The organism is Brevibacterium sp. K11IcPPYGO002, from assembly GCF_050920635.1.
In the GTDB taxonomy this organism is placed as follows: Bacteria; Actinomycetota; Actinomycetes; order Actinomycetales; family Brevibacteriaceae; genus Brevibacterium.
In genome coordinates this window covers 372927-399777 of the sequence record NZ_CP131929.1, presented here as the reverse complement: position 1 = coordinate 399777, position 26851 = coordinate 372927, and the positions used below count along the sequence as shown (strand labels likewise).

The following is a 26851-nucleotide window of genomic DNA, read 5'->3' as shown; positions in this document are numbered from 1 at the left end:
CCGGTCGGATCAGGTCAGACAGATCCGGCCAGATCGTCTCGGGCCACCTCGCCTCAGGCCAGGCCGCGCTCCACATCGGCGGCGACCGTCGCGGCGACCTGCTTCTTCGCCTCCGCCGAGAGCGCGTTGAAGGGCGCCCGGGCCGGGCCGAGTCCGAATCCGCGCTCGTTCGCGGCCGCTTTGACCACTGTGTTCGGGTTGCCGAGGGCCAGGCAGTTGCGGATCGGGCGGATGCTGTCCTGCGCGGTGCGCGCAGCCGCCGTGTCGCCGGCGGCGAACAGGTCGAAGATCGACGCCATCGTCTGCGGGTAGATGTTCGCAATCCCGCTGATCCCTCCCGCCCCGCCGGCGAGCAGGGTCCACAGAATGAGCGAGTCATTGCCGGAGATGACGTCGAAGGACTCGCGATCGGTGCGCTCGAGGTACTGCAGGATCGTGTCGAAGTTCCCGCTCGAATCCTTCACTGCGGTGATGTTCTCCACCTCTGCGAGCTTCTCGAGCGTCGCCGGGGCCACGGCGTTGCCGGTTCGCGCGGGGATGTTGTAGACGATGACCGGGACGTCGACGGAATCGGCCACAGCCCGGAAGTGGTTCTCGATCTCGACCTGCGAGGCGGCAGCGAAGTACGGGGTGATGATCGACAGCGCATCGGCTCCTGCCGCAGCCGCATCGGATGCGATCGCGATGGTCTCCCTCGTCGTCGCGGCACCGGCGCCGATGACGACGGGGACGGCACCGGACACCTCGTCGATGACGATGCGGGCCGCCTCGGCGCGTTCGGCTGCGGTCTGGGCGTAGAACTCACCGTTGGTGCCGAGTGCGAAGATGCCGTGGATGCCTGCGTCGAGCTGTCGGTTCACGTGTGCGCGCAGGGCCGCCTCGACGATGCGCTCCTCCTCGTCGAAGGGCGTGGCGATGGCGGCGAGGATGCCGTTGAGAGAGGTCATGGTGGTCCTTTCACAGGATTGGTCGAATCGAGACAGAGATGGTTCAGCGGTTGTACTTCGGTTGGGAGCCGCGCACCGCGGCGGTCGCCTCGTCGACGGCGGTGAGCACATCGGCCGGCAGCGGACCCTTCGCGATGGCCGCGATATTCGCTTCGAGCTGGGCAACGCGGCTCGCTCCGAGCAGGAGGGCAGAGACGCCCGGCGCCTCGGCGACCCAGCGCAGCGCGAGCTCGGCCTGCGGGATCCCGGCGCCATCAGCCACGGCCGCGAAGGCCTCGACCGCAGTGAGGACGGAGTCGGAGAGGTAGCGCTGCGAGTACATCTCTGCGAGCACGGAGCCGGAGAATCGATCGCCGGTGCCGTCGGTCGAGGGACGGCGGGCGAGCAGTCCGCCGGCCAACGGGTTGTACGCCATCGTCACGATGCCGTGAGCCTGTCCGCATTCGAGCCATTCATCTTCGATCCGACGAGCCAGCACGCTGTAGACGTTCTGCGCCACCATCGGTCGCGGGGCGCCGGCACGCTCGGCCGCGGCGATGACATCGACGGCCTGCCACGCGGAGAAGTTCGAGATGCCCAGGGCGGCGATCTTGCCTTCGGCACGCAGGGCGGCGACGGTCTCGAGCGTCTCGTCGAGGGCAGCCGCCCGGTCGGGCTGGTGGAGATAGAAGAGATCGATCGAGTCGACGTCGAGACGACGCAGCGAGCCTTCGACGCTCGCACGCAGACCCTTCGCCGACAGCGGCGAGTGCTCGCCGGCATCGGCATGGGGCATTCCGGCCTTCGTCGCCAACACGATCCGATCACGGTGCTTCTTCACCAGCGGCGAGATGAGCCCCTCGGTCGTCGACTTCGCATAGCCGTTGGCGGTGTCGATGCCGGTGATACCCGCGGCGATGGCCGCCTCGAACACCTCGCGCGCGTCCGCTTCGGCCACCGTGTCGCCGAACATCATCGTGCCGAGCACCAGCCGGGACAGGGGGACGGAGACTCCGTCGAGCGTGATTGTCGAGTCTGTGGTCACAAGGGTCTCCTCGTTGAGTGGGGCAGATCGTCGATACCCTGATCTTCCCACTTATGCGTGGATCGTGCAACAAGTTGCGCATTTCGCGCAGACATGTCACTGTAGAGATGTTCAGCCGGACCGGACGCAAAGGAGTGCCATGTCAGCAGGCGAATCCGGCGCCCTGGTCATCGCCGACGATCTCAGCGGCGCGGCCGAGGTCGCCGCCACACTCGATCCGGGTACGCCGATCGTGCTCACCTCGTCGAGTGCAGACTCCGCGACCGGCTCAGATGACACCATCACCGAGGCGAACGCCGGAGCAGAACCCGATCGATCCGTCATCGAGGCGGTCGTCACCGCCCCCCGGGACCTCGTCGTCGATCTCGACTGCCGTTATCTGCCGGCCGAGTCGGCCGGCGCCTGCACTTCGGCTGCGCTTCGTGACTTCGGCTCGTCCCGCGCCGCACTCATCAAGGTCGATTCCCTGCTGCGCGGCAACATCTGCGCCGCGATCACTGCGGCCCTCGACCACGCGAGCGGACCCGTGATCTTCGCTCCGGCGCTTCCGCAGCAGAGCCGCACGGTCGTCGGCGCAGTGCCCTTCGACAACGGAATTCGTCTGAGCAGCACTCGCGCCTGGAGCCTCGAGGACGGCAGCGCACCGGAGACGCTTTCGGATCTGTGCCCCGTCCCTGCCCGCCACATGGGCCTCGACGAACTGCGATCGCTGACTGGCGCTGATGCCGCCGACGTCTTCAACGACGCCGCCGACAGCCGCGACGCCGCTGTCGGCTCGGAAACCGGTGTCGACGCCTCGCATGTCGGCTTCGGCGGCGAGCGCCTCATCACCGCCGATGCCGAGTCGATGGAGGATCTCACCCGTATCGTCGCCCTCGCCGAGGCGACCTCAGCCATCCTCGTCGGCACGTCCGCACTCGCGCGCGCCCTGGCCGAGCGTCGACGAGGCAGACTCACTGCGCCAAGCGACGCATCTGCCCTGGCCGATGCTGGTGACGCCCCAGCTGAACGACCCGACCCCTCATCATTTCCGCGCACGCCTGCACGGGTCCTCACTCTCCTCGGCACCGCAGCGGAACGCATCGATGCCCAGATCGCTCACCTGTGTGACCACTCGGACGCTCGTGTGCTCGACTTCCCTGCCGCCGAGGTGGCCGCATGGGCAGACGATCCGCACCGTCTCGACGATTCCGCCGCACTCGTCCGCGCGGCCTTGACCGAGTCCCACCTCGTCGTCCGTCTCACCGACGCGGGAAGCTCCGTCGACCCTCGGCCGCTGCCGGGATTCCTCGCCGAACTCACCTCCCGCGCTCTCACCGGATTCGGACCTGTCGCCCTCGCCGCCGCCGGCGGAGAGACCGCCAGGGCCGTCCTCGACCACCTCGGCGTGGACCGGATCGAAACGGTCCGAGAGATCCACCCGGGGGCCGTGCTGTCCACGGTCGGGGCCACCTCGGCGAGGACGATCGACGGGATCGATCTCACCGCCGTCGTCACCCGGCCCGGCGGTCAGGGCGGACCCGATTCCCTCACCCTCATCCACGCGGCTCTGACCTCCGGCGAGCCCACCACGACCACCGCGGCCACCGCCGCGAACCACGAAGGAGAGCCAATGAACGCGCTTCCCACAGTCGCAGTGACCATGGGCGACGGGGCCGGGGTCGGCCCCGAGATCTGCATTGCCGCCTGCCTCGACCCTTCGGTCCTCGCCGTCGCCGCACCCGTCGTCATCGGCGATGCCGCACGACTCGAGCAAGCCGCGCAGGTGCTCGGCGTCGAGGCCGAGATCCGCCGCGTCGACTCCCCGGCCCAGGCCGAGCAGCACGACGGGGTCATCAACGTCATCGATTTGGCCCTGCTGCCGGCCGATCTGCCGTGGGGCGAACTCTCCCCGGTCGCCGGCGATGCGGCGTTCCGCTACATCGAGCGCGCCGCGCAGCTGGCGATGTCCGGTGAGGTGCAGGCGATCTGCACGGCGCCGCTCAACAAGGAGGCCCTCCACTCCGCCGGTCACAAGTACCCCGGGCACACCGAGATGCTCGCCTCGCTGACCGGGACCGAGGAGGTCTCGATGATGCTCTCGTCCCCCAAGCTGCGCGTCATCCACGTGACTACACACATCGGGCTCATCGACGCCGTGGCGAAGATCGAACCCGGCCTCGTCGAACGCACCGTCCGCCGCGGCCACGACGCCCTCGTCCGGGCCGGGCTGGAACGACCGCACATCGGCGTCTGCGCGATCAATCCGCACGCCGGCGAGAACGGCCTCTTCGGCTACGGCGAAGAGGAGGAGAAGATCACTCCGGCGATCACGCAGCTGCAGGCCGACGGCATCGACGCGGTCGGACCGCTGTCGGCCGACACCGCATTCTTCCTCGCCGGCCGCGGAGACTACGACCTCATCGTCGCGATGTACCACGACCAGGGGCACGGGCCCATCAAGGTGCTCGGCATCGACGCCGGCGTCAACATCACGGTCGGACTGCCCGTCATCCGCACCTCGGTCGATCACGGCACCGCCTTCGACATCGCCGGCACCGGCAGAGTCGACACCGAGTCGATGAGTGAGGCGATGCGTCAGGCCGCGGCCCTCGCCGTCGTCTGAGTCTCTGCTCTGCGCGGTCCGCGCGGCCGACAGTCCGGGTTCGGCGCCCTCACCGAGGCGGCCCTGCGCAATCCGCGCGATGATCCGCGATACAGTGGCGACCAACGACAACCGATCAGGAGAGAGATGAACGCTGGCGAACGTCGCGAGGAGATCCTTCAGCTGGCCCGCACCCAGGGCGAGATGAGCGTCGATGCCCTCTCGGAGATGCTCGGGGTCACCGCGTCGACGATCCGTCGCGACCTCGCGAAGCTCACTGACTCGGGCGAGCTGGCCCGCACCTACGGCGGAGTCATCGCCGTCCCGACGGAGTCCGAGACCACGCTGGCCGAGCGCTCCCATGAAGCCCCCGAGGTCAAACGCGCCATCGGATCCTGGTGCGCCAAGCAGGTGCCGGCCGGTTCGCATGTGCTCCTCGACGCCGGGACGACCACGGCGCAGATCGCGCGCGCACTCCGCGACACGGCACCCTTGTCCGTGGTGTCCTCCGGACTGACCTCGCTGCAGCAGATGGCCGACCTCGAAGGCGTGGAGTTCACGCTCCTCGGCGGCCGCTATCGGCCTGTCAGCCAGGGATTCATCGGACCCATCACCGAGGCGGGGCTGGAGAGGTTCACCTTCGACTTCGCCTTCCTCGGCGCCGATGCCGTCACCGCCGAGGACGGGGTGTGCGAGGCCCTGCCCGAACAGGTGCGACTCAAGGAGCTGATGAGCCGCCGAGCCACTCACGTCTTCGTCGTCGCCCATGCCGAGAAGCTCGGCCAGCGCCCCTTCCACGCGTGGGCCGACCTCGGCACCGGCTGGACGCTCGTCACCGATGATTCGGCCGATCCCGCGCAGATCGAACTGTTCGAAGACCGCGGCATCACCGTGGTTCGCGTCGACCAGATGGGCAGCGCCGTGCACAGCTGACGGCTCCTGCGGTTCAGCCCCAGAGCTTGCAGTCGGTGTGGACCTGGTCTTCGACGCCGGAGATCCAGTCCTCCGCGAAGACGACGTGACGGATGGCCCGTCGTGAGCTGTAGGCGAAGACGACGTGGATGAGTCCGTCGGCGTCGACGATGCCGTGCGGGTACTCCTGACGGCGGTTGCTGCGCAGATTGCCCTCACCGGAGAACCCGTCACCGGGCTCGATGACTCGACGCACGGGCCACGTGCGGCCCTCGTCGTCCGAGACGGCGATGACGATCCGCATCCGCTCATAGGGCCAGACCACTTCGCCGGGTTCCGTGGCCACCTGGTGCTCGTTCGAGACGAGTGCGAGCCTGCCCGAGGGCAGCAGGAAGGCGCTGAGACCGGCATTGTTGTTCGGCACTTCGGTGGCCTCGGGCGCCGACCAGGTCTCGCCCCCGTCCTCGGAGCGGCTGAGGTAGACCCAGTCGGCGAAGCGGGAACGGAACAGGCTGACGAGACGTCCCGACTCGAGCTCGACGATGTTCGGGTGGACTCGACCGGCAGCCTCGGGGAACTCGACCTGACGCCAGGAGGCGCCTTGGTCCGCGGAGAGCTGAACGACCGGTTGGTCGGAGCCGTTCTTCGAATCGTCGTCGAAGCACAGCCACTGAGTGTGCGCCCACGTCCCATTGTGGAGGATCTGGATCGGCTGTCGGCAGAACGTCCCCTCATGGTCGAAGAGCGTCTCCGGTTCGCTCCAGCTCACTCCGTCGTCTGCCGAGCGGATCACCTTGACCACGGAGGTGTGCTGGAGGTTGAACGTCTCCGGCACTCCTGACTGGCGGGACAGCTGGGAGGTGTAGACGAGCCAGATCGTTCCATCCGGGGCGGCGAAGAGCCCCGGGTTCTGATCGGACCGGATCTCATCACGGGTGACGCTCGCCGAGGCGGTCCACTCCCCCGTGTCCGTATCGAAGCGGGACACCAGGATGTCGATGTCCCCGTTGCCCTCATCGCTGCCGCCGAACCATGCGGCCAGCAGGTCACCGTCCCGAAGCGCAAGGATCGACGGAGCGTGGTTCGAGCGACGGCCGGTGGGGATGACGGCCGCGGCACAGCCGTCGTCCTCGAAGAAGCGGAGTCGTCCGTCCGCCGGTGGTGCCGGAATGCGGTCGAGTGAGGGCTGGGACAGCAGATTCATGGGTTTATCCTCCATGTCTTGGCAACGATCATCGGACAACGCAGGGCCCGGCCACCTCGCCGAGGGAATCCTCCGTGGAACGGCCATGCTCGTCGGTCGGGTGGGCCGCCTCGGCGAGGGAGTCCTCGCCGGCGGCGATTCGACCCGATCATCCGAACGCGGTGGCGAACATCGCGGGGATCTGCATGGCGATCTGGACGCCGACGACGATGGCGATGATACCGAGGAGAAGCAGCAGTCCGGTCTGCCATTTCCGATTGACGGCGTAGGCATGCATGTGTTTCTTCCGCGAGGTCAGCAACAGGATGCAGACGACGATGATCGGGAGGCTGAGCACGGTCGAGATCGCGGTGCCGACGATGTTGAGCGAGATGAGATCCGGGGCGCCGGGGATCGTCGACGCCAGGGGCAGGATGATGAAGACGATCGCCTGGATCCACCGGAAGGCGGGATTCTCCTCGTCGCGGCCGAGGAACTTCCGCATCGACGGCACGGTGTGGTTGATGCCGTTGATGGCCAGCTGAGCGAAGCCGCGCGACTGCGGCGGGAAACTCGTCATCGCAGCGAAGAAGATGCACATCCACAGCAGATACGGACCGACCGGACCGACCGCAACCGAGAGCATATGGGAGAGGTCGAACTCGTCGCCGATGGAGAAGCCTGGGTTGGCGGCGCTGAACTCGGCCGCGACGATCCAGAACAGGAGGTTGATGATGAGCAGCGGGGCCATACCGGCGATGAGGTCGAACTGTTGGATCTTCCGATACTTCGGCCCGACCCAGCCCTTGTCACGCATGAACCCGGAGTAGAGGAGATTGGGCATGTTGCCGGCGATCGTGCCGATCGTGGCGGAGGCGATGACGATGGGGGCGAATGCCGAGGTGTTCTGCTCCTGGGGGATCTCGAAGGCCATTCCCTGCACGAAGCCGGCGATGTCGAAGGTGCCGATCTTGATGAGCGCATAGATGAAGGCGATGATCATCGCGACCGAGGCGAAACGTGCGAAGTACTCGAGGACGACGAACTGTTTGCGCAGCATGACCAGCGACAGAGTGAGCGCGACGATGAAGATCGCGCAGAAGAACCGGCCCCAGGCTCCACCCCACTGACCACCGGTGAGCTCGTGGAGTCCGACGGCCGCGGCCAGGAGGAAGGTGGCCTGGGTGATGAATCCGGCGATGAGCACGACGGCACCCATGATTCCGGGAAGGACCGGCGAGAGGCGGGCGAAGCCGTCCAGGATCTGCGTGTCGCCGTGCTTGTTCATCAGCGTGTACTTCGCAATGGACGAGATGATGAACGTGCGGGCGATGAGAGAGAGGATGAGCGTCCACAGCAGCGCGTACCCATAGGAGGCACCGGAGACGGAGGAGCTGACGAGATCGCCGGTGCCCAGGAACGACATGGCCAGCACGAGACCGGGCCCGACCGAGGTGACGAGACCGAGGCCGCGCGGCAGCGGATTCTGCGCGGGCATCGAATTGACAGAGCTGCGTTTCACGCTATGGACATCGGCGGCCATGGCTGCACTCCCATGTGTAGATGGACATCTGAACGATTGACCGATGAATGATGCAAGGATTGGTCCGCGTCATCACCGTGCGCAATCTTCGTAAAGACTAGCCCATGTATGCGTATTGTGCGCAAGAGGTTCGACGAAAAAGATGCCAATCTGTGCGTTCTGCGCATAGAATGGCTGCTCAGAACGCGCAATCTGCGCCGCATGGTCCAATGGGCCGGGGTGGAGGAATGAGGAACCAATGGAGATCATCCAGTACCTGATCATCGGGATCGTGGTGCTGGGCTCAGCCTGCCTGCAGGGCTCCATCGGATTCGGCCTCGGCATGATCACCGCACCGGTGCTCGCGCTTCTGCGCCCCGACCTGCTGCCATCGGCGCTTCTGCTGCTGGCCACCCTCACCTCTTTCACCGCGTTTGCCCGTGAGCGTCAAGACGTGGATTGGAAGCTCGTCGGCTGGGGTGCCCTCGGACGGCTTCCCGGCATCGCGATCGGCACCGCAGCCGTGGTGCTGCTGCCGGATTCCGGACTGTCACTGATGCTCGCGGTCACCGTCCTCGCCGGTGCCGCCTTCAGCTTGGTCGGCTGGTCACCGGCGGCCTCACACCGCAATATGTTCATCGCCTCGTCGGTCTCGGGGATCTTCGGCACGGCCACGAGCATCGGCGGACCGCCGATCAGTCTCATCATGCGCTCGCTCGACCCGTCATCGATGCGCTCGACGATGAGCGCCTACTTCACTCTCGGCAGCATCCTGTCCCTGACGGGGCTGACCATCGGCGGGGAAGTCGGCACCAGGCACCTCATCGCGGCGGCGGTTCTGCTGCCATTCATGCTCATCGGTCTGTGGCTGTCGAACTTCGTCATCCGACGCGCCGACCGTCGACTCCTCTACCGCCTCGCAGTCGGCGCTTCGATCGTCGGCGCGCTCCTCGTCATCGTCGAAGTCGTCCGCTCGCACCTCGCCTGACCTGACCTCACCTGACCTGGCGACAGACCATATTCGTCACTTAACTACCGCTCAGTCCTACTATCAAGTAATGTGTGTGGTGCCCGTCACAATCAGGGCGTCCGACGGTGAACACCCTGGCCGACCGCACCCCGTCGCCACACTGCTCTCACCGTCACGATGCACACCATCGTGGTCTGCATCGACACCACTGTCCCGCACCTTCTCAATGCCGAGAGACCAGGCAGAACAGGACCACCGCCTATGAGCACGCCAACCACAGCACTGCCGACCACATCCTCCACACGACCGCATCGTCGCCTGCGGGCGCTGAGCGCCGCAGCGATCGTCGGCCTCGCACTCACCCTGTGCACGACGACCGCTCCGGCCCAGGCCGCCGAGCTCGTTCCGCAGACCGAAGACGAAGCCGAAGAGTTCCTCGACGACCGTGCGGCGGAGGATCCGAGCACGCTCGATCGCGACAGCGTCCCCGAGGACATCAGCGTCGAAGAGGCGCAGAAGGCCGTCGAGAAGACCGACGAACTCACTCCCGCCGATGTCGAATACGCCGCCGCTCAGGAGGACCTGCCGGCGTCAGGAGTCCCCGGGGACTTCTATCGGACCCCGGACTCGCTGCCGAGCGCGGACGGCACGGTGCTCAAGCAGGCCGACTCCGATTTCTACCTCGACCCGGTGAAGCTCATCAAGCATGACGCGAAGTCGACGGTCTTCATGTACAAGACCACCGATGAGAAGGGCCAGGCGCGCGCCGCGACCGCCACCCTGCTCACGCCGAACGGGGCGAGCGGCCACGCCGACGATGCCGTCGTCATCTCACCGGGGACTCAGGGCATCGCCGACAAGTGCGCTCCCAGCCGTCAGATGGGCATGGGCACCGAATACGAAGGCATCTCGGTCGCATCGGCCCTGGCCGCGAAGCATCCCGTTGTCGTCGTCGACTACATGGGCCTCGGCACCGAAGGCACCCACCACTTCGTCGACCGCGTCGAAGAGGGGCGTTCGGTCCTCGATGCGGCGCGTGCCGTCCAGCAGGTGGACGGCAGCGAGATCGATGAGGACACCAAGCTCCAGCTGCGCGGCTACTCGCAGGGCGGTCACGCCACGACGGCGGCCCTGGAGCTCCAGAAGGAGTGGGCGCCCGAGCTCAACATCGCCTCCGCTTCGGCCGGCGCGGTGCCGGTCGATCTGCACACGACCGTGTCCGGGCTCTCGAGCGTCTACACGGCATTCGCGCTCTACGGTGTCGTCGGGTTCGCCGAGCAGGCCGGCATCGACACAAGCGAGTTCCTCAACGAGAAGGGACAGAAGATGGTGGCCGAAACAGCGGACAAGTGCACCGTCGAGGCCCTGCTCTCGACCGCCTTCACGGATGGGAAGTCGCTGACGAAGAACGGCGAGTCATTCACCGACATCATCGACGAGCACTTCACGGACATCGTCGACCGTCAGCGGTTGGGCCAGGCCGAGGTGCCGAATGTACCGCTGCTGGTCAACCACAGCCGCCTCGACGACGTCATCTCGTTCGATCAGGGCAAGGAACTCGCCTCGACCTGGTGCAGAGCCGGTCACAAGGTAGCGTTCGAGGACAACCTCGCCCCCACTCACGTCGGCGGCTACATCGCCGCGCTGCCACGCATCGAGATCTTCACCACCCGCACCTTCGCGGGCAAGGCTCCGCTCGACAGCTGCTGGAGGCTGTGACCTCCCACCTTCACCGAGGCGGCCCACACCGTTGGGGAGCCCATGCACACGAGGCGGCCCTCCCGAAAGGGGAGGGCCGCCTCGGCGATATTCACACCGTTGGGCTGTGCCTGCGCACGGTCACATGACGTAGGAGAGGATCATCGACACGAGGGTCGCGACGACGACGGAGTTGAAGGCGAAGGCGACGATGACATTGGCACGCACCATCCGCCACGCGTTTCGCGACACCGCCTTCCCGGGCAGCGCGGCGGTCATCGTCGATGACAGCACGGAGAAGGTGAGGTAGTCGCCGAATTCGCGCGGGGCGTCCATGTCGAATTCGAGCTGGCGCGCGTCGGGACTGCCGCCGCCGCTGAGGTCGATGCGCATGAACTCGAGCGCGAACGAGTACACGAGCACCGACCATGAGGCGATGACATTCGCGAGACCGAGCGCTGCGGAGATGACGGGACTGTCCTCGGCGCCCGAGGTGACGAGGAAGATGTTGAAGATGAACGCCACATAGGCGGCCATCGTCGCCCAGGAGACCGCCCCTCCCATCCCGAACCACCTCGACCCCCAGCGGCGCCGGGTGGCCAGCGTCCAGCGAGCATGGACGATGAGCTCGGTCTCGTCGAGGTCGTTCAGCCCCACATGCGTCCACATCAGGTAGGTGAGGGCGAACAGGGGCCAGAAGACGAGGAAGACCGTGATGAACTCGCCGGTCAGAGCCGGCGACACAGCCGCCGATCCCTTCGCCCAGGCGCCCGAGCCCAGCGGGGAGAAATCGAGGCCGAACACGACGACCAGGCTGACGACGAGCGCCGGCACCCCTGCGATGTTCGCACGCATATCGTCGGAGAGCGTGATCATCTGACTGTGCGTGGGTCTCATCGGCCCGACTCCGGTTCGTTCGACGCGTCTGCTGTTCGAATTCAGCCTAACCGAGCGGCGAAGGCGAGCAGCTCGCGATCACTGCCGGGGCGGCCGGCCAGGTCGATGACAGCCATGACCTCCAAGCCGGCCCCACCCTCGCCGAGGCACGCCCCACCTCGGCGAGGGTGTGCTCATCGATCGGATGAGCCCAGCTGCACCGTCGGCGCCAGCCCGGTCCACGGCCGCAGCTGCTCGATCGCGGCGGCGACGTCGAAGGCGCGGGTGTCGTCATAGGGGTGGGCGATGACCTGGACGCCGGTGGGGATGCCGCAGTCGGCCATGCCGGAAGGCACATTGACGATCGGCACACGGTTGCAGATATTGAACGGCATCGTCATATGCGCCTGCCAGTAGTGGTCGAGACGCGCGCCCTCGGCGCCTCCCCCGGCTCCCGCACTGCGTGTTCCATCCGCTTGTCCGACTCCGCCGCCTTCGCGACCGATGCCGCCGCCTTCGCGACCGACGCCGTCGGCACCGACCCAGATCCCGTCGAGATAGCTCGCATCGGCCTCCAGTCCGGCCACCGCCGAGGTGGGCGCCACGAGCACATCGAACCCGTCCATCGCAGACGCCAGCTCCGCCTGGATCTGCGCTTCCATGGCGAGTCCGTCATAGAAGGAGCGGCGTGCGGCGACGGCTTCCGCATCGTCCATGAACCGCACCGTGTACTCAGCCAGGGTGTGTTCATGGCCGCGGGTGGCCTGGCGCATGGCAGGCGCGAGCAGGTTCCCGAAATGCGTGAACGCGGTCTCGAAGATCCGCTCGGACGTCCACGGCAGTGCGATCTCCTCGACGTCCGCCCCTGCCGATTCCAGCGCCGAGGCGACCGCGCGGGTGTTCGCTTCGATGTCCTTCCCGACGGGGAAGTCCCCCAATCGCACGCACAGCGCGACCTTACGTCCGCGGAGTCGGTCGGCCGCCTCGGCGGGGTCGAAGTCGTCGAGAAACCCGGGCGAGGCGATCGTCGCGTGATCGCTCGGATCGACGCCGACCATGACGCGGGCGAGGAGGGCGGCGTCGGCGACGGTGCGCGCCATCGGCCCATCCCCGCGGTACCAGTCGGCGGCCAGCGGCTGCGCGCCGGGGATCCGACCGTACGGGGCTTTGTACCCGACGGTGCCGGTGAACGCGGCGGGCAGCCTCGTCGAACCGGCGATGTCGGAGGCGGTGGCCAGGGGCGCAAACCCGGCGGCGAGCGCGGCACCGGACCCACCGGAGGACCCGCCGGGTGAGAGGTCGAGGTTCCACGGGTTGCGGGTCACGCCCCACATCGGCGAGTGCGTGATCGTCGCGCAGCTGAACTCCGGGGAGGTGGCTCGGGCGTGGACGAATCCCCCGGCGGCGCGGATGCGGGCGATGATCGCGGCATCATGGTCGGCGATGGTGTCGCGTTCGTGGAGCAGCCCTTGGGTGAGGCCGCGGCCGGCGATCGCGTGTTTCTCCTTGGCGATTACGGGAAGTCCGAGCAATGGCCGGGCGGCGGCCGCCTCGGCGAGGTCATCATCGGTGGCGTTCGCATAGAACGTCTCGGCTTCCCGCGCCGAGGTGACCGCCTCCTCGACGACTTCGGTGACCGCATTGATGCGCTCATCGTCAGAGGTGATCCGGCCGATGAGCGAGCTCAGGTAGTCGACCGGGGACAGCTCCTTGGTCCGGAAAGCAGCGAGCGCCTCGGTGGCGGACAGGGTCCAGGGTTGAGTGGGGTCGGGCGCTGTGGCTGGACCGGTTGCATTGGCGGTCATGGGGTCACCTCGATGTGAGTTCGCAGGAGGTCGCTGCTCTCACCGTAGCGGATGCGCTGAATATCGGTGCTCATGCGCGCGCCTCGGCGACGGAGGAACCGACCCACACGGCACCGTCACGGACGTCGGCGAGTTCACCGCGGACGAGTTCGCCGGCCACCGAGGTGAGGACGCGGACTCCTCGGAGCATGTCGTCGTCGGTGGTGAATTCGCGTTCGCAGTGGGAGACGCCGTCGACGCTGGGCACGAACATCATCACGGCGGGCACGCGGTGATTCATCGCCACGGAATCGTGACCGGCCATCGTCTCCAACCGGCGGATGCTCAAGCCCTCGTTGGCGACGGCTTTCTCGGCGAGTTCGACGCCCTCGGTCGGGAAGTGGCGTTTGTCGCGGATGTCGAAGTCGCGGGCGTTGATGGTGATGTCGTGGGTGCGGGCGATCTCGGCGATCTGCGTCCTCAGCGAGTCGCGGGCGGCTTGGACGATGTCGGGATCGGAGGAGCGGAGGTCGGCGACCATATGGACGCGTCGGGGCACGACGATCGGCGAGTTCGGTTCGACGACGTGCTGGCCGACCGAGGAGACGAGCGCTTCTTCCTCGAACTCATCGACCACCTCGGCGACGGCGAGGACGACCTTCGCGGCTGCGACGAGCGCATCGTGGCGGTCGGCCATGGCTGTGGCACCGGTGTGGGACTGTTCGCCGAGGACGTCGATGTCGAGTTTCTGCGTGTACCAGCTGGCCTCGACGACGCCGATGTCCGTGGCTTCGCGTTCGAGGATGCGGCCCTGCTCGATGTGGATCTCGGCGTAGGTGATCGCCTCCGGCGGGGTGTCGGTGCCGGCATAGCCGATGGCGCCCAGCGCCTCGGCGACGGTGGTGCCGTCGAGGTCGGTGACGGCGAGCATCTCGTCGAGGTCGAAGAGCCCGGCGTAGACAGAGCTGCCCATGATCGACGGGGCGAAGCGACCGCCCTCCTCATTGAACCAGTTGACGACGGCGAGATTGAACGTGGGTTTCAGCCCCGATTCGGCGAGCTCCTCTTTCACTCGCAGGGCCGCGAAGAGGGCGGCGATGACTCCGTAGGCTCCGTCGAAGCGCCCCCCGAGCGGCTGCGAGTCGAGGTGGGAGCCGATGAGGACGTACGGGGCTTCGGGGACGAACTCGAGGCACGCGAACATGTTCCCGATCGCGTCGACGCGCACGTCGAAGCCGTTGTCCGTCGCCCAGCCGCGCATCCAGTCACGCGTCTGCTTGTCCTCCGGCGTCAGCGCCTGCCGGTCGACGCCGTTGTTGTCGGTGGCACCGATGGTGGCGACGAAGTGGAAGTCGGCGAGGAAGGCTGCGTCGGAGGACGGGGCTGCCTGATGGTTCATTGCTGATCGCTTCTCTCATGAGGGTGGGTAGTGGTTTGCATGGGTCTGGGGCGCGGGTGGGGGGTCGGTTGGGGCTCGCACATCGCTTTTCGTTCAGTTCATCGCTTTTCATCTCGATGATCTGTACAAAATGTGATGTGAAAGTGGACGAAACTCGATGTCAATGCAGGCTCACCAGTGCTCACCCCAGACGTCCGCGGGTCTCGGGCAGACGCGTGACGAAGATGAGGACGAGGCACAGGGCAGCGACTGCGGCCATGTAGTAGCCGGGAGCGGTGTTGACGCCGGTGATGTCGACGAGCCAGGTGCCGACGAACGGTGCGGTGCCGCCGAGCACTGCGTACGAGATGTTGTAGCTGATGGCCGCCGAGGTGAACCGCGTCTTCGTCGAGAATCGCTCGCAGAAGAAGGTGTAGCAGCCGCCGCCGTAGCAGCATAGGGCGAGGACGAAGATGGTCTGCCCGAGGAAGGCCAGGCCCATGTGTCCGCTGGTCACAAGGCCGAACGCCGGCACCGAGGTGACCGCCAGCAGAATCGTGCCCGCGATGAGCATGGGGCGCCGACCGAACCGATCACCGAGGTAGCCCGCGATGGGCAGGAAGATCGTGTAGCTGGCCATGGCGATCGCATTGATGAGCAGCGACTGCTCACGGCTGAGGTCTCCCGTGGTCTGGATGTAGGTGACGAAGTAGGCAGAGAGCATGTAGAAGCCGAGTGCGGTGACGCCGAGGACGAAGAAGACCTGGAGCATGCCGACCCAGTTCTCGCGGAAGGATTCGCGGATCGGGCTGAACTCCTTGGGACGTTCCGCAGCGGTCTGCTTGAACAGCTCGGATTCGTCGGTCTTCGACCGGATCCACAGACCGACGGCCGACAGCGGCAGGGCCAGCAGGAACGGCACTCGCCAACCCCAGGAATCGAAGGAGGCATCGCTCATCACCGTCGACAGCACCAGGATGAGACCGCCGGCGAACACCGAGGGCAGAGCAGTCGCGGCCAAAGTGATGTTGATCCACAGACCGCGCTTGGCCACCGGGGCGTGTTCGTAGACGAACGAGGGTCCGCCCACGGATTCGCCGCCGGCGGAGAAGCCCTGGCCGAGTCGGGCGAGGATGAGCAGGATCGGGGCGAGCCATCCGATCGTGTCGAACCCGGGCAGGATGCCGATGAGCGCCGTGCAGGCTCCGACGAGGAAGATCGTGATGGTCAGCGTCTTCCGCCGGCCCACCTTGTCCCCGAGGGCTCCGAAGAACAGTCCGCCGAGGGGGCGCATGACGAAGGCGACGCCGAAGGTCGCGAAGATGACCAGCAGGCCGGTGATCCGGTCGCCGTCGGGAAAGAAGTATTCGGACAGAATGACTGCCGAGAGTCCGTACAACGTGAAGTCGTAGAACTCGACGAACTGGCCGATGCTGCCGCCGAGCAGCACTTTCCGCTGCATGCTCGTGGACGTGCGTCCCTGCTCAACTGTTGGGGTGGACATCGAGGTGCTCCTGGAGTCGCGTGATGGTTGGCACCATCTTTGCGGCACAGATCACATCAGTCCAACAGTTACTTTTTGGGTAGCTCATAGATCCGATTGATGACCGGACGCCGGGCCGAGGATCTCCTGCGTCAGCTCGCAGTAGGCCCGGCCCCGCCGATTGAGTCGGACGTCGTTGGGCCAGATGAATGCGAGGTCGATGCTCGGGAAGTCGTCGAGGAGCGGGATGTCGACGGTCTTCGAACCGATGTAGGTCCCCGAGGAGACGCTCTGGCTGAGCAGGGAGTAGCCGAGCCCCATCGCCACGAACGAGCGCACGGTCTCGTACCCGGAGAACGAGTGGCGAATGTGCGGGACGACCCCGGCGATCCGGAACAGCTCGTCGTAGTACTGGCGGGAATAGGGAAGATCGAGCTGGATGTAGTTCTCGTCCGCCAGCTCGCGCAGATGCACGGGGCGGGGACGCCCTCCGGCCCCGAGGCGGTGCTCGAGTGATACGAGGACGTGCGGCCTGACGACATCGATGAGATACGTGTCGAAGCGGTCGCTCAGCCCCAGCGTATACGTCAGGGCGATGTCGCAGTCACCGGCAGTGACCGCACGCTGCAGCTCTTCCAGGTCCGCTTCGAGGTAGTTGACCCGCACATCCGGATAGCGCTTCTCGAACTCGTCGTGGATGAGCGGCAGCCTTGTCGGTGCAATCGGCGAGAACACGCCGACGGTCAGCTGACCGCTCAGCGACCGAGAGAGCCCGAGCGCGGTCTCCCCGAGGTTGTCCGAGGACTCGAGGAACGGCGTGACCTCCGTGAGGAAGCGCTTTCCCGCCGGGGAGAGCACGACCGACCGGTTCTTCTGCCGGATGAAGAGGTCGAGGCCGATGGTCCGCTCGAGCTGCGCCATCGCCGTCGAGATCGCCGATTGGGTGACGTTGAGCTGCTTCGCCGCCTCGGTCATATTCTCCCGCCGGGCGACCTCCTGGAAGTACCGCAGCTGCACGAGCGTGAAATCGAGTGCCATAGTCCCTCATCATCCCACCCGCAGCGGCCATGCATGCAGCCACAGCCCCGCCGAGGCGGCCACCGCCACAGGAATGCCGTCCTCACCGAGGCGGCCCGTACCCATAAAAATGCCGCCCTCACCGAGGCGGCCTACCGCGGAGCCTTTGATCGCCGCGGCAATCCGCGTCGATCTCGGGTCAGTTTCGCGTCAGCTGCGCGTCGATCTCGTGTCGGTACCGACAGATAGAATCACCCTCAAACACGCCGATAACGCATTCTCTATCATTTCAATAGTCACTATCTCATGGAACGACAATTCAAATCGAATTCTTTTCGAAGTTTCTATTGTTTTCTCCATCGTGACTGCCTATAATTTCAGTAAGAGACCTTCAACGGCGAACGGAACTCGACAGCGATGACATTCACCCCCGACCGCAAGCGACGCAAGTCAGAAAAGCGCGACCGCCGCGCTGTCACTGACTCGCGCGGCGGGGCGAGTCGACGGCCACCGAGCACATCGGGTCCCACAGATCCCACCAACACCCCGTCTCGTGCCGCTCGTGACACCGCGGACAACGTCCCCATGCACCCCGAAAGCGAGTCACCACGCCCTGAGTCTCTGGCTGAGCAGCTCAAGGCAGCCGGGCTCGACCTCAGCGGCCACCACTTCGCCGAGGTGTTCGAGGCCCTTGATCCCGTATCGACCGATCCCGTATCGACCGACCCCGTATCGACCGATGGCGAAGAACAGGGCGATGCCGCATCGACTGCCAGCTGCGAACAACCGAACGCAGCCGACGCTTCAGCATCATCCACCGAGATCGAGCCGAACGCTCCGACGGACTCGATTTCACAGCCGAACCCGGCCGCACTGTTCGTAACAAGTGAGCAAAACCGCTCAACCACGCAGCCCGCATCCACTGATCCCGCCACCCCGGTCACCACAAGCACCCCCGCCGCCGCTCACCCCGAGGCTGAAGAAGACTTTCAACGACCGGCCTCGCTTCACCCAGTCCTCACCGACTCCGCTTGGAACGACCTGGCCGCGAGCACTCCCGAGATCACCGACTCGATCGCCTCACTGACCGGACTGGTCGCAGGGCTTCGGGCATTCGACCGCCCGATGGGGCCCGGCGAAGCCCTGCAGGTCATCGATGGGGCGGAGGCGCTGCGTCGGCTGAGTGAATCTCTGTCCACACTGGCACTTGCCGTCTACGAACGCGTCGGCACGCCCAAAGACAGTGGCGCCAAGTCGACCAAGGCGCTCATCCAGGAACGCCTCAACCTCTCGGGGCGGGAAGCAAACCGCCGAGCAAAGCTCGCAGAGAATCTCGGCGGACGAGTCGCGCTCGACGGCCAACCGCTTGAGCCCGAACACCCGCTCGTCGCCGAACAGCTCCACCTCGGCACCCTGCCCGCGGAGCATCTCACTGTCATCGAAGACTGCCTCAAGGCGCTGCCCGCATGGGTGGACCACGAGACGAGATCCCGCGTGGAAACCGACCTCGTGAAGTACGCGAAGTCGGTGACTGTCAGCGAGCTTCGCGACATCTTCCGTCAGATGCTTGCACTCATCGACCCCGACGGCGCCGAGCCGCTCGACCCCAGCGACCGTTCTGCCTATTTCATCACTGCCCGGCCCAAGCGCAACGGAGACTGGAGGCTGGAGGGCGTCCTCGACCCTGTAGCGGGATCCGAACTGCACGGACTGCTGACCTCAAGGATCCAATCCGCGAAAGACAACACAGCGAGCACAGCTGAATCCTCCAGCGGCGAGGAAAAGTTCGAGCCTCTCGACGCCGTCCTCACCGGAGATCGCTTCGATGCTCCACCGTGGGCCGTCAGCGAGGCCACCGGTGGCCCCGAGGCTTCAGATGATCCCGCGACCGATTCCGAAGACTCCCCTGCCGCTCGGTCCGTTCCTGCCGGCCACGGAGTCCGCCCCGACGGCACGACCGTCGATCTCATCAGCGAGCAACCCAATGCGAAGGCCTGGATCTACGAGCGTTTCGCCACTCTCATCTCGCGCATCAGCATGAAAGAAGCCGCCAAGGGCTCGCCCTACGCTCTGGTCGTCACAGCAAAAGCGTCCGACATCGCCAACGGCACCGGCGAAGCCACCACAGGCTCCGGCGACCGTTTCCCTATGGACGACATCACTCGACGCGGCCTCAACGGCACTGTCTTCTTCCATCTGATGGATGAAAAGGCTCGCACGGTGGAAGTCTGCACAGATCAGCGCTTCGCCAACAAGAAGCAGACCGCGGTCATCACCGCCCGAGACCGCGGATGCGTGTTCCCCGGATGTGACGCGCCCCCTGGGTGGTGCGACGTGAACCATGTTGTGCCGCACGCCAGGGGCGGCAAGACCGACATCAACAACATGTGTTGTCTATGCTCCTTCCACCACCACCTCATGGACCGCTCCGACTGGGAAGTCTTCATGCTCACCGACGGGCGGCCAGCATGGCGACCGCCTGAAAGCATCGACCCCGCTCGCACTCCGATCCTCCACTCGAGGTTCATCACCGACGACATCATCGAGGGCCTCTTCGGCACGTAGCCGGGCATGACGACTCGAGGGCACCGCTCTGTCTTCACTCCGGCGTGAGCACAAAAGGCACCACTGTGACTTCACCCCCGGCCCCGTCGGTGCGAGAGACGCCCCGGCCGCGCCTCCATCCCAACGCAAGCGCGAAGGGCACTGGCACGTTCACCCCTCAGCGAAAAGGGTCCGTGACTTCGCGCAGTTCGACGAGCAGCCGCTGAAGCATGTCGAATGATTCGCCCCCGAGATGGATCCTCCATTCGCCCTCAACCTCGGCCTCCGCCTGGCGGGCGATGGCGATGACTTCGAACCCGCGGTCGGTGATGGAGATGAGCTTGGCACGACCGTCCTTGGGATCCCTCGAGCGCTCCAAATAGCCGGCGGTGATGAGTTCGTCGACCAGGTAGGCCGCACTCTGCTTCGTCAGCTGCGCGGCATCGGCGAGCTCGGTCAGCCGGGAGCCCTCGGGACTGACCCGCTCGAACAACCGCGCCTGCGACAGGGTGATCGTGTGCCCGGCGGCTCCGACTGCGTCCATCGATCGCATCTCCATCTGGCGGTATGCGAGGAAGGCGAGCATCCCGAGGCTCGGCGCTGGGCTCGAATCTTGCTGCCCACTCGAACCCGCCGTCGTGTCCTGTTCGCCCATCAGCGTTCCTCACTAGCTCGAATTGCTCTTGTGCCACCTCGCCACGCAGTCTATAATAGTCAGACTATCTGACTATTATCTGTTATTCCACCGCTCTCATTCACCGCAGAAGACGACTCCACCCTGAATCGAGTCACCCGCTGAAGACGGCCCTCGCACAGGACGGTCGCCGCCTCACCAAGGAATCCTCCCGCTCAGACAGACCATCCCTTCACCAAGGAGAAGCATCATGGATGATGCACTGTGGTCCACCGTCAGTCGCGAACGCCTCAGCCTTGCCGACACGCTCGACGCGCTCACGCCCGAGCAATGGGCGACCCCGTCCCTGTGCTCCGAATGGAGCGTGCAGGATGTGGCAGCGCACTTGGCGATGACTCCGACCGCGCCCACATTAGGACAGATCGTCGTCGGCATCCTGCACTCCCGTGGCGACCTCTGGGCCTTCGGGCGCGACATCGCCCGTGAATACGCTCAACGACCGACCGACCAAATCATCACAGAGCTCCGCCGCACCGCCGATTCCAGGCACCTGCCTCCGCTGACCAACCCGGACAATGCCCTCCTCGACATCATCGTCCACGGACAGGACATCGCACGGCCGCTCGGGATCGAGCGCATGATCCCCACCAGCGCGGGCCTCGCCGCCTTCGCGCGTGCTTGGTCGATGGGCTGGCCGTTCCACGCGCAGCGACGACTGCGCGGCATTCGACTTTCCGCCACCGACGCGAAACTCTCCGCCTCCGACGCGAACTTCGCCGTCGGATCAGGCGAACTGATCGAGGGCCGCCTCGGCGATCTGCTCCTGCTTGTCACCGGTCGCACCGAGGCTGCGCTGCCGCACCTTTCCGGACCGGGAATCTCCCTGCTCACGCCACCGTCCATCTCAACGGAATGATCACCATGATCGCCATCGTCACCGCGCTCGGAGCCTTTTGGCTCGGCTACCTCCTCCGCTCAAGACTCGCCGCCCACCTCAGCTATGCCGTCGCCTACTTGTGGGCATTCGTCTTCCAGACCCTGTATCTGCTTCTGGCCAGCTTCGATGACGTCAACGACCCAGTCTTCGCCCCGGGGTCGTTCCCCTTGGAGTACGGGCTGGTCACCCTCGGAATCCTCGTCATCGGCCTCGCCCTGGTCGAGGCCGGCCACCGGCTGCGCCACCGCCGGAGCATCCGCACGGAGGCGGCGACCGACGGCGGGCTGGCCGCCGCATAAGGGATTCTCAGAGGGCCGGCAGCCGAATAACGCATTCTCAGCCACCACAAATAGACTGGGCTCATGCCTGCAGTTCCCACGAGCGCACTCCTCGCCGAGACCACACTTCCGCACGACATCTCGGCAGCGATCCCCAGCCCGTCCATCTCGAGCTTCCAACTCGGACCGCTGACGATCCACTTCTATGCGCTGTGCATCCTCGTGGGCATCATCATCGCCATCGTGCTGACCAACCGTCGCCTGACCAAGCGCGGCGTCGAGGACTGGCAGGTCCTCGACATCGCGACTCTGGCCGTCCCGATGGCCATCGTCTTCGCCCGCATCTACCACGTCATCACGCACTACACGGACTACTTCGGACCCGGCCGCAATCCCTGGAATCCGTTCGAACCCGGCTCGGTCTGGGCGATCTGGGAGGGCGGCATCGCCATCTTCGGCTCACTCATCGGCGGCACCTTGGGCGCGTGGATCATGTGCCGCAGGCTCGGCCTCAAACTCACCACTCTGCTCGATGCCCTGGCCCCGGGCCTCATCCTCGCCCAGGCCTGCGGACGCTTCGGCAACTGGTTCAACCAGGAGCTCTTCGGCCTGCCGACCACCCTGCCCTGGGGTCTCGAGATCGATCCCGGCAACCCGGCCATTCCGCTGGGCACTCCCCCCGGCACGCTCTTCCACCCGACATTCCTCTACGAGGTCATCTGGAACAGCCTCGGCGCCCTCGCCCTGCTCTACCTGTCCCGCCACATCTTCTTCCAATGGGGACGCCTCTTCGCCGTCTACCTCATGTGGTACGGCGCCGGCCGTATCGTCTGGGAATCCATCCGCCTCGACCCGAGCTTCATCATCCTCGGCCTGCGGACCAACGTGTGGGGCGCGATCGGCGCCGTCGCACTCGGCGTCATCATCATGCTCGCCCAGTGGAAACGCCACCCCGAACCCGAAGAATCACCGTTCATCCCCGGTCGCGAACCCCAGCCTGCAAAGGACTGACACACACCCTCGCCGAGGCGGCTCCCCCGCCCATGGGGATGTTTCCCCGACGAGCCGGCCGGTCCCGGGCTATCTGATTCGGGGCCAGCCGCATCGGCCCGGCTCAGGCGACGAGCGGTCCGCCTTCCTTCCAGTAACCGAGAAAGGAAATACGGCCCTTCGGGATGCCCAGTTCCTTGGCAAGGTATCTCCTCGTCCTCGTCACCGCGCCCGCTTCCCCGGCGATCCATACGTACAAGTCGTCCGCCGGACAGGCAGGGTGCGGGTCCGCCGGACTCGGGTCTGCCCGCAGCTGTCGACGCCCCCACTCGCGGACCATCGGCTCGAAACCGGAGCCGGGCCCCGCGGTCGGAGCACCCAGCTGCACGCCCGGACCAGTCGGCAGCAACTCCCTGTCGAGCGGATCCGAGGCCTCGACGAGGATCTCGGCTTCGAAGCCGTCGCCGAGGCTGCTGTGGATGTTCGCGATCGCGGGGAATGCCGTCTCATCTCCGATGAGCAGGAGCTTCGTGGCCGAGCCCGGGTCCCAGTGCAAGCCATATCCGGTAAATCCGTTGCGCACGTCCGGTCCATTGATGACGAGTCGATCCCCCACCTGTGCGCTCTGTGCCCACAGGGAAACTGGTCCGGCAGGTTCGTGGATGAAGATGTCGACATCGACCTCTGCCGCTCCCGGCCGAATCCCCGACGGTGTGTATGTCCGGAGGACGTTGCGCTCGTCGACAGGAAGCCGCTTCCATCGCGCGTACCACTCCGACGGATGCGGGGTCGGGTCCTGCAGCAGGCCGAAATCGGTGATGGTCCCGTCATGCAGCGGCAAGACCAGCTTGATGCGCTGATCGAGCCCCCAAGGAGCGAAATGCTCGAGAGTATCACCGGCGAAGGTCACACGCAGGAAGTTCGGAGTGATCCTCTTCACTGTGGAGACGCTGACTGGAAACGCCGTATAGGCCCACGGCCGAGTCGACGATGCGTGCTCGATCGCGCCTCCGGTCATGCGTGGGCATCGAGGTACGCCTCGATGTCGTCAAGCACCTTGTGAGCGCCCTTCGGCCCCACTCCAGAGACCCAGTAACTGGTGTCGACGGGGGTCACGTCGGGGAAGGCGTCGGAGTTCCCGGCGACCACCTCGGGGATTCCGGAGTCGTCGCTGACGTCGTCGACGGTGACGAACACCGCGTCTGCCAGGGCGTCGACGGCGTTCTCCGGAGAGATGTCCGCCTGCAGACCATCGGCCCAGATCTGATCGGGAATCGTATAGCCCACGCATTCGAGCAGGCTGCCGGCAAAGGAAGACGGGCCGTAGAGACTCAGCGTCGCCTCGTCCCGGGGACGGATCATCTGCGCGGTCTCACCGTCGATGTCGTGTTCGTCCCTGATCGCCGCACAGCGATCATCGACCTCTTCGAGCAGTTCGGACGCCTCCGCCCTGCGGCCCAGGGCGTCCCCAACGAGAAGTGCGTTGTCCCTCCACGAATCGGCTTGGCTGGCGATGAATACTGTCGGGGCGATGTCCTCGAGCTTGCCGTATAGCTTCGAATGCCGTGACTCCGTGCCGAGGATGAGTTCGGGTTCAAGCGCAGCAATGGCTTCGAGATCCGGCTCGGGCACCGTGCCGACAGACTCCACACCGTCAGCCTCGAGGTACTCGGGGATGCCCGTGACATTGCTCGCGACTGCCGCACCGAGTGGCGTGACCCCAAGGGCGACCGCGGTGTCGAGCTCGAGCGGCTCGAGAGTGACGACCTCATCGGTCTCAGCGATGACCTCGGAGACGCCACGCGCATGCTTGACCGAGTGAGTATCTTTGCCGCTCTCCGGCTTCTCTCGATCACCGCCGGCCTCGCAGGCGGACAGCACCGCGAGGATGCTGAGCACGGCAGCACCTGCGGCAATCGGTCGGAATCGGACTGAGTTCGACATCATGCGGATCTTTCGTCAGGATGATTGGTCGCAGAGGCACCGCGACCCGGCCATAGGTAAGGCTACCCTGACTCAGAAGCTTCGACCAGCGGGTCGGCCCGATCGACCACACAATCGGGCGCATTGCCGCATGGCTCTGATCCACAGGAAAATTACCATATAGTAACCTTGGTTCCATGCACTTCTTCCGCATGATTCTGCACCTGCTCAGGTCCCATCGACGCTCCGCGCGCGATATCTGGGACACGTACTCCCTGCCCATGCGCGTTCACCTGGGCGAGCTCGACATCTTCATGCATCTCAACAACGGCAAGTACCTCTCGATCATGGACCTGGGTCGACTCGACATGATGGTGCGCAGCGGTGCATGGCAGGCGATGCGTGAGCGCGGCTGGACCGGTGTCGTCAGCGCCGAGACCGTCAGCTTCCGCAAGTCGCTGAAACTCTGGCAGCGCTACAGCCTCGAGACCAAGATCTGCGGCATCGATGAGCGCACCGTGTTCTTCGAACATCGCATGGTCGTCGCTGGAGAGATCTTTGCCCGCGCCTATGTCGCCACGCGCGTGATCTCAGACAGTAGCCCGCTCACCAGGGACGACCTCATCGAGGCGTTCGGAGTGCCGGAGAATGCACCTGAACTGCCCGACTGGCTCCACGAGTGGCGCCGCGACAATGCACTGCCGAGCACTCGGCGGCCTGCCTGGAGCAGCTGGAACTAGCCGAGCCCCACCGCACGGCCGGCCCCAGCCACTTCAGGATTCGATCCACTCCTTGAGCCGCCCCAGGCCGCGAGTGATCGCGGCTTCATCGATACCCGAATAGGCAAGCCGGATATAGGACCGGTCCTCCCCGGGCTGCGGTGAGCCGAAGTGCTCGCGGGTGCAGAATGAGACACCCGTGGCATGCAACGCCTCGGTGGAGAAGTCCGCCAGAGTCGCGATCCCCTTCGACTCCATCGCCTCGGTGACATCGGGGAAGACGTAGAACGTCGAGCCCGGTGTCGCCACACTCATGCCGGGGATCTCATTGATGAGTCGACAGGTGGCATCGCGCCGTTTGCGCAGCACCTCCAACATCTGCCCCACCGGCCCCTGCGGTCCGCGCAGGGCAGCGATCCCCGCCCACTGCACGTACTGGTTCGTGCACGATTCGTCGTTGGTGTTCATCAGCGAGATCGCCTCGGCGACTTCCTTCGGCGCCACCGCGCAGCCGAGCCGTGACCCGGTCATCGCGTACTTCTTCGAGAACGTGTAGAGGATGACAGTGCGCTCACGCATGCCCGGCAGGGCGGCGATCGACTGAGACTTCCCGCGATAGCGCATCTCGAAGTACGCCTCGTCGGAGAGCACCCACAGGTCGAACTCCTGCGCGATCGCAGCGATGGCCTCACGCTCACCCGGGGTGGATTCCGCGGAGATCGGATTCTGCAGGTCGTTGTAGATGATGGCCGTGGTGTTCTCATCGATCGATGCCCGCAGGTGGTCGAGGTCGATGGCGAACCCGTCGGAGGTCGGGACGTACCGGTAGGGCAGCGCCGTACCGCCGAGGTATTCGATCTGGGACTCGTAGATGGGGAACCCGGGATTCGGGTAGAGCACACCCTCGCCGGGATTCATCACCGCTTGGAGGAATTTCGTGATCACGGGCTTGCCTCCCGTGGTCACGACCACCTCGGCGGGGTCGATCGTCATCCCGCGCCGCGAGCCGAGGTCATCGGCGAGCGCCTCCCGCAGTTCCGGGATTCCCGGTCCCGGGCAGTAGCCGGTCTTGCCGTCGGCGATCGCCTGGTCGAGGGCTTCGACGATGTGGCCGGCCAAGGGGAAATTGAGATCGCCGAGGTGGAACGGGAACACCTCATTGCCGCGAGCCTTCCATTCGGCGGCGGCTTGGGCCACGCGGAACGCGGTCTCGGTGCCGAGGTTGTCCAAGCGGCGAGCAGTCTTCATCGTCGGCTCCTTCTTCGGGGTCCATCTCTTCGAGGGCAATACTGTGGTATCGGGGCTGGGGTGTCCGTGGGTGCTGCGCGCCGTAGGACGGAACCGTCCCAGGGCACGGCGCGCACCGGTTCACTCACGATAGAACACCTGACCTGGGATTGTCAGCGGTGTCCGTGCCGGAGGACATAATGGCAGTCAACGACGAGCGT

22 protein-coding genes are annotated in these 26851 nt (G+C 65.6%); 9 read left to right on the top strand and 13 right to left on the bottom strand.

The genetic code is table 11. The features are described from left to right. Positions 1-53 precede the first annotated feature (53 nt). Positions 54-947, bottom strand: a complete 894-nt coding sequence (locus tag QYM46_RS01845) for a dihydrodipicolinate synthase family protein (protein ID WP_432790571.1) — start codon at positions 945-947, stop codon at positions 54-56. Between the two features lie 43 nt (positions 948-990). After that, positions 991-1971 (bottom strand): aldo/keto reductase, encoded by a 981-nt coding sequence (locus QYM46_RS01840; protein ID WP_432790569.1) that lies wholly within the window; start codon positions 1969-1971, stop codon positions 991-993. Positions 1972-2110: 139 nt separating this feature from the next. Here QYM46_RS01840 and pdxA point away from each other — a divergent pair, with 139 nt between their 5' ends. Continuing rightward, positions 2111-4576 (top strand): 4-hydroxythreonine-4-phosphate dehydrogenase PdxA, encoded by a 2466-nt coding sequence (gene pdxA, locus QYM46_RS01835; protein WP_432790568.1) that lies wholly within the window; start codon positions 2111-2113, stop codon positions 4574-4576. Positions 4577-4702: 126 nt separating this feature from the next. Continuing rightward, a complete protein-coding gene (locus QYM46_RS01830; RefSeq protein ID WP_432790567.1) occupies positions 4703-5488 on the top strand; it encodes a DeoR/GlpR family DNA-binding transcription regulator in 786 nt (261 codons plus the stop codon). A gap of 13 nt (positions 5489-5501) precedes the next feature. On the opposite strand, the gene QYM46_RS01825 is transcribed toward QYM46_RS01830, so the two are convergent. Continuing rightward, positions 5502-6671 (bottom strand): sialidase family protein, encoded by a 1170-nt coding sequence (locus tag QYM46_RS01825; RefSeq protein ID WP_432790565.1) that lies wholly within the window; start codon positions 6669-6671, stop codon positions 5502-5504. Between the two features lie 148 nt (positions 6672-6819). After that, positions 6820-8172 (bottom strand): Nramp family divalent metal transporter, encoded by a 1353-nt coding sequence (locus QYM46_RS01820; protein ID WP_169251098.1) that lies wholly within the window; start codon positions 8170-8172, stop codon positions 6820-6822. A 259-nt stretch (positions 8173-8431) separates the two neighbouring features. Here QYM46_RS01820 and QYM46_RS01815 point away from each other — a divergent pair, with 259 nt between their 5' ends. Next, positions 8432-9160 carry a sulfite exporter TauE/SafE family protein gene (locus QYM46_RS01815; RefSeq protein WP_432790563.1) on the top strand — a complete coding sequence of 243 codons (729 nt, stop codon included), beginning with the start codon at positions 8432-8434 and terminating at the stop codon, positions 9158-9160. A gap of 243 nt (positions 9161-9403) precedes the next feature. Next, positions 9404-10861, top strand: a complete 1458-nt coding sequence (locus QYM46_RS01810) for a lipase family protein (protein ID WP_432790562.1) — start codon at positions 9404-9406, stop codon at positions 10859-10861. A 120-nt stretch (positions 10862-10981) separates the two neighbouring features. Here the strand turns inward: QYM46_RS01810 and QYM46_RS01805 are convergent, their stop codons facing one another. The 5 genes from QYM46_RS01805 to QYM46_RS01785 form a co-directional block, all read right to left on the bottom strand. Next, positions 10982-11737: a DUF1345 domain-containing protein gene (locus QYM46_RS01805; protein WP_432790561.1), complete on the bottom strand. Its 756-nt coding sequence runs from the start codon at positions 11735-11737 to the stop codon at positions 10982-10984. A 173-nt stretch (positions 11738-11910) separates the two neighbouring features. Beyond that, the gene (locus QYM46_RS01800; protein ID WP_432790560.1) at positions 11911-13521 is read right to left on the bottom strand and encodes an amidase; all 1611 of its coding nucleotides are present in this window, start codon (positions 13519-13521) and stop codon (positions 11911-11913) included. A gap of 70 nt (positions 13522-13591) precedes the next feature. Next, positions 13592-14899: a M20 family metallo-hydrolase gene (locus QYM46_RS01795; protein WP_432790559.1), complete on the bottom strand. Its 1308-nt coding sequence runs from the start codon at positions 14897-14899 to the stop codon at positions 13592-13594. Between the two features lie 181 nt (positions 14900-15080). After that, positions 15081-16382 (bottom strand): MFS transporter, encoded by a 1302-nt coding sequence (locus QYM46_RS01790; RefSeq protein WP_432790558.1) that lies wholly within the window; start codon positions 16380-16382, stop codon positions 15081-15083. 84 nt (positions 16383-16466) lie between these two features. Next, complete coding sequence (locus QYM46_RS01785; RefSeq protein WP_432790557.1) at positions 16467-17399, bottom strand: LysR family transcriptional regulator; 933 nt, start codon at positions 17397-17399, stop codon at positions 16467-16469. Positions 17400-17963: 564 nt separating this feature from the next. Between QYM46_RS01785 and QYM46_RS01780 the strand changes: the two genes are divergently transcribed. After that, the gene (locus tag QYM46_RS01780; RefSeq protein ID WP_432790556.1) at positions 17964-19943 is read left to right on the top strand and encodes a DUF222 domain-containing protein; all 1980 of its coding nucleotides are present in this window, start codon (positions 17964-17966) and stop codon (positions 19941-19943) included. Positions 19944-20100: 157 nt separating this feature from the next. On the opposite strand, the gene QYM46_RS01775 is transcribed toward QYM46_RS01780, so the two are convergent. Next, positions 20101-20577: a MarR family winged helix-turn-helix transcriptional regulator gene (locus QYM46_RS01775; RefSeq protein ID WP_432790555.1), complete on the bottom strand. Its 477-nt coding sequence runs from the start codon at positions 20575-20577 to the stop codon at positions 20101-20103. A 229-nt stretch (positions 20578-20806) separates the two neighbouring features. Between QYM46_RS01775 and QYM46_RS01770 the strand changes: the two genes are divergently transcribed. The 3 genes from QYM46_RS01770 (at position 20807) to lgt (ending at position 22782) form a co-directional block, all read left to right on the top strand. Next, positions 20807-21472: a maleylpyruvate isomerase family mycothiol-dependent enzyme gene (locus tag QYM46_RS01770; protein ID WP_432790553.1), complete on the top strand. Its 666-nt coding sequence runs from the start codon at positions 20807-20809 to the stop codon at positions 21470-21472. Positions 21473-21477: 5 nt separating this feature from the next. Beyond that, complete coding sequence (locus tag QYM46_RS01765) at positions 21478-21792, top strand: hypothetical protein (protein ID WP_432790551.1); 315 nt, start codon at positions 21478-21480, stop codon at positions 21790-21792. Between the two features lie 63 nt (positions 21793-21855). Further along, a complete protein-coding gene (lgt, locus tag QYM46_RS01760) occupies positions 21856-22782 on the top strand; it encodes a prolipoprotein diacylglyceryl transferase (protein ID WP_432790549.1) in 927 nt (308 codons plus the stop codon). A gap of 103 nt (positions 22783-22885) precedes the next feature. Here the strand turns inward: lgt and QYM46_RS01755 are convergent, their stop codons facing one another. Together QYM46_RS01755 and QYM46_RS01750 are read right to left on the bottom strand one after the other, a co-directional pair. Then, the gene (locus tag QYM46_RS01755; protein ID WP_432790547.1) at positions 22886-23779 is read right to left on the bottom strand and encodes a siderophore-interacting protein; all 894 of its coding nucleotides are present in this window, start codon (positions 23777-23779) and stop codon (positions 22886-22888) included. Next, entirely contained in the window at positions 23776-24705 is a 930-nt protein-coding gene (locus tag QYM46_RS01750; protein ID WP_432790546.1) for an ABC transporter substrate-binding protein, read from the bottom strand. The genes QYM46_RS01755 and QYM46_RS01750 overlap by 4 nt, the downstream gene beginning before the upstream one ends. 176 nt (positions 24706-24881) lie before the next feature. Here QYM46_RS01750 and QYM46_RS01745 point away from each other — a divergent pair, with 176 nt between their 5' ends. Continuing rightward, entirely contained in the window at positions 24882-25424 is a 543-nt protein-coding gene (locus QYM46_RS01745) for an acyl-CoA thioesterase (RefSeq protein WP_432790545.1), read from the top strand. A gap of 33 nt (positions 25425-25457) precedes the next feature. On the opposite strand, the gene QYM46_RS01740 is transcribed toward QYM46_RS01745, so the two are convergent. Then, positions 25458-26651 (bottom strand): pyridoxal phosphate-dependent aminotransferase, encoded by a 1194-nt coding sequence (locus QYM46_RS01740; protein ID WP_432790544.1) that lies wholly within the window; start codon positions 26649-26651, stop codon positions 25458-25460. Positions 26652-26851: the final 200 nt, after the last annotated feature.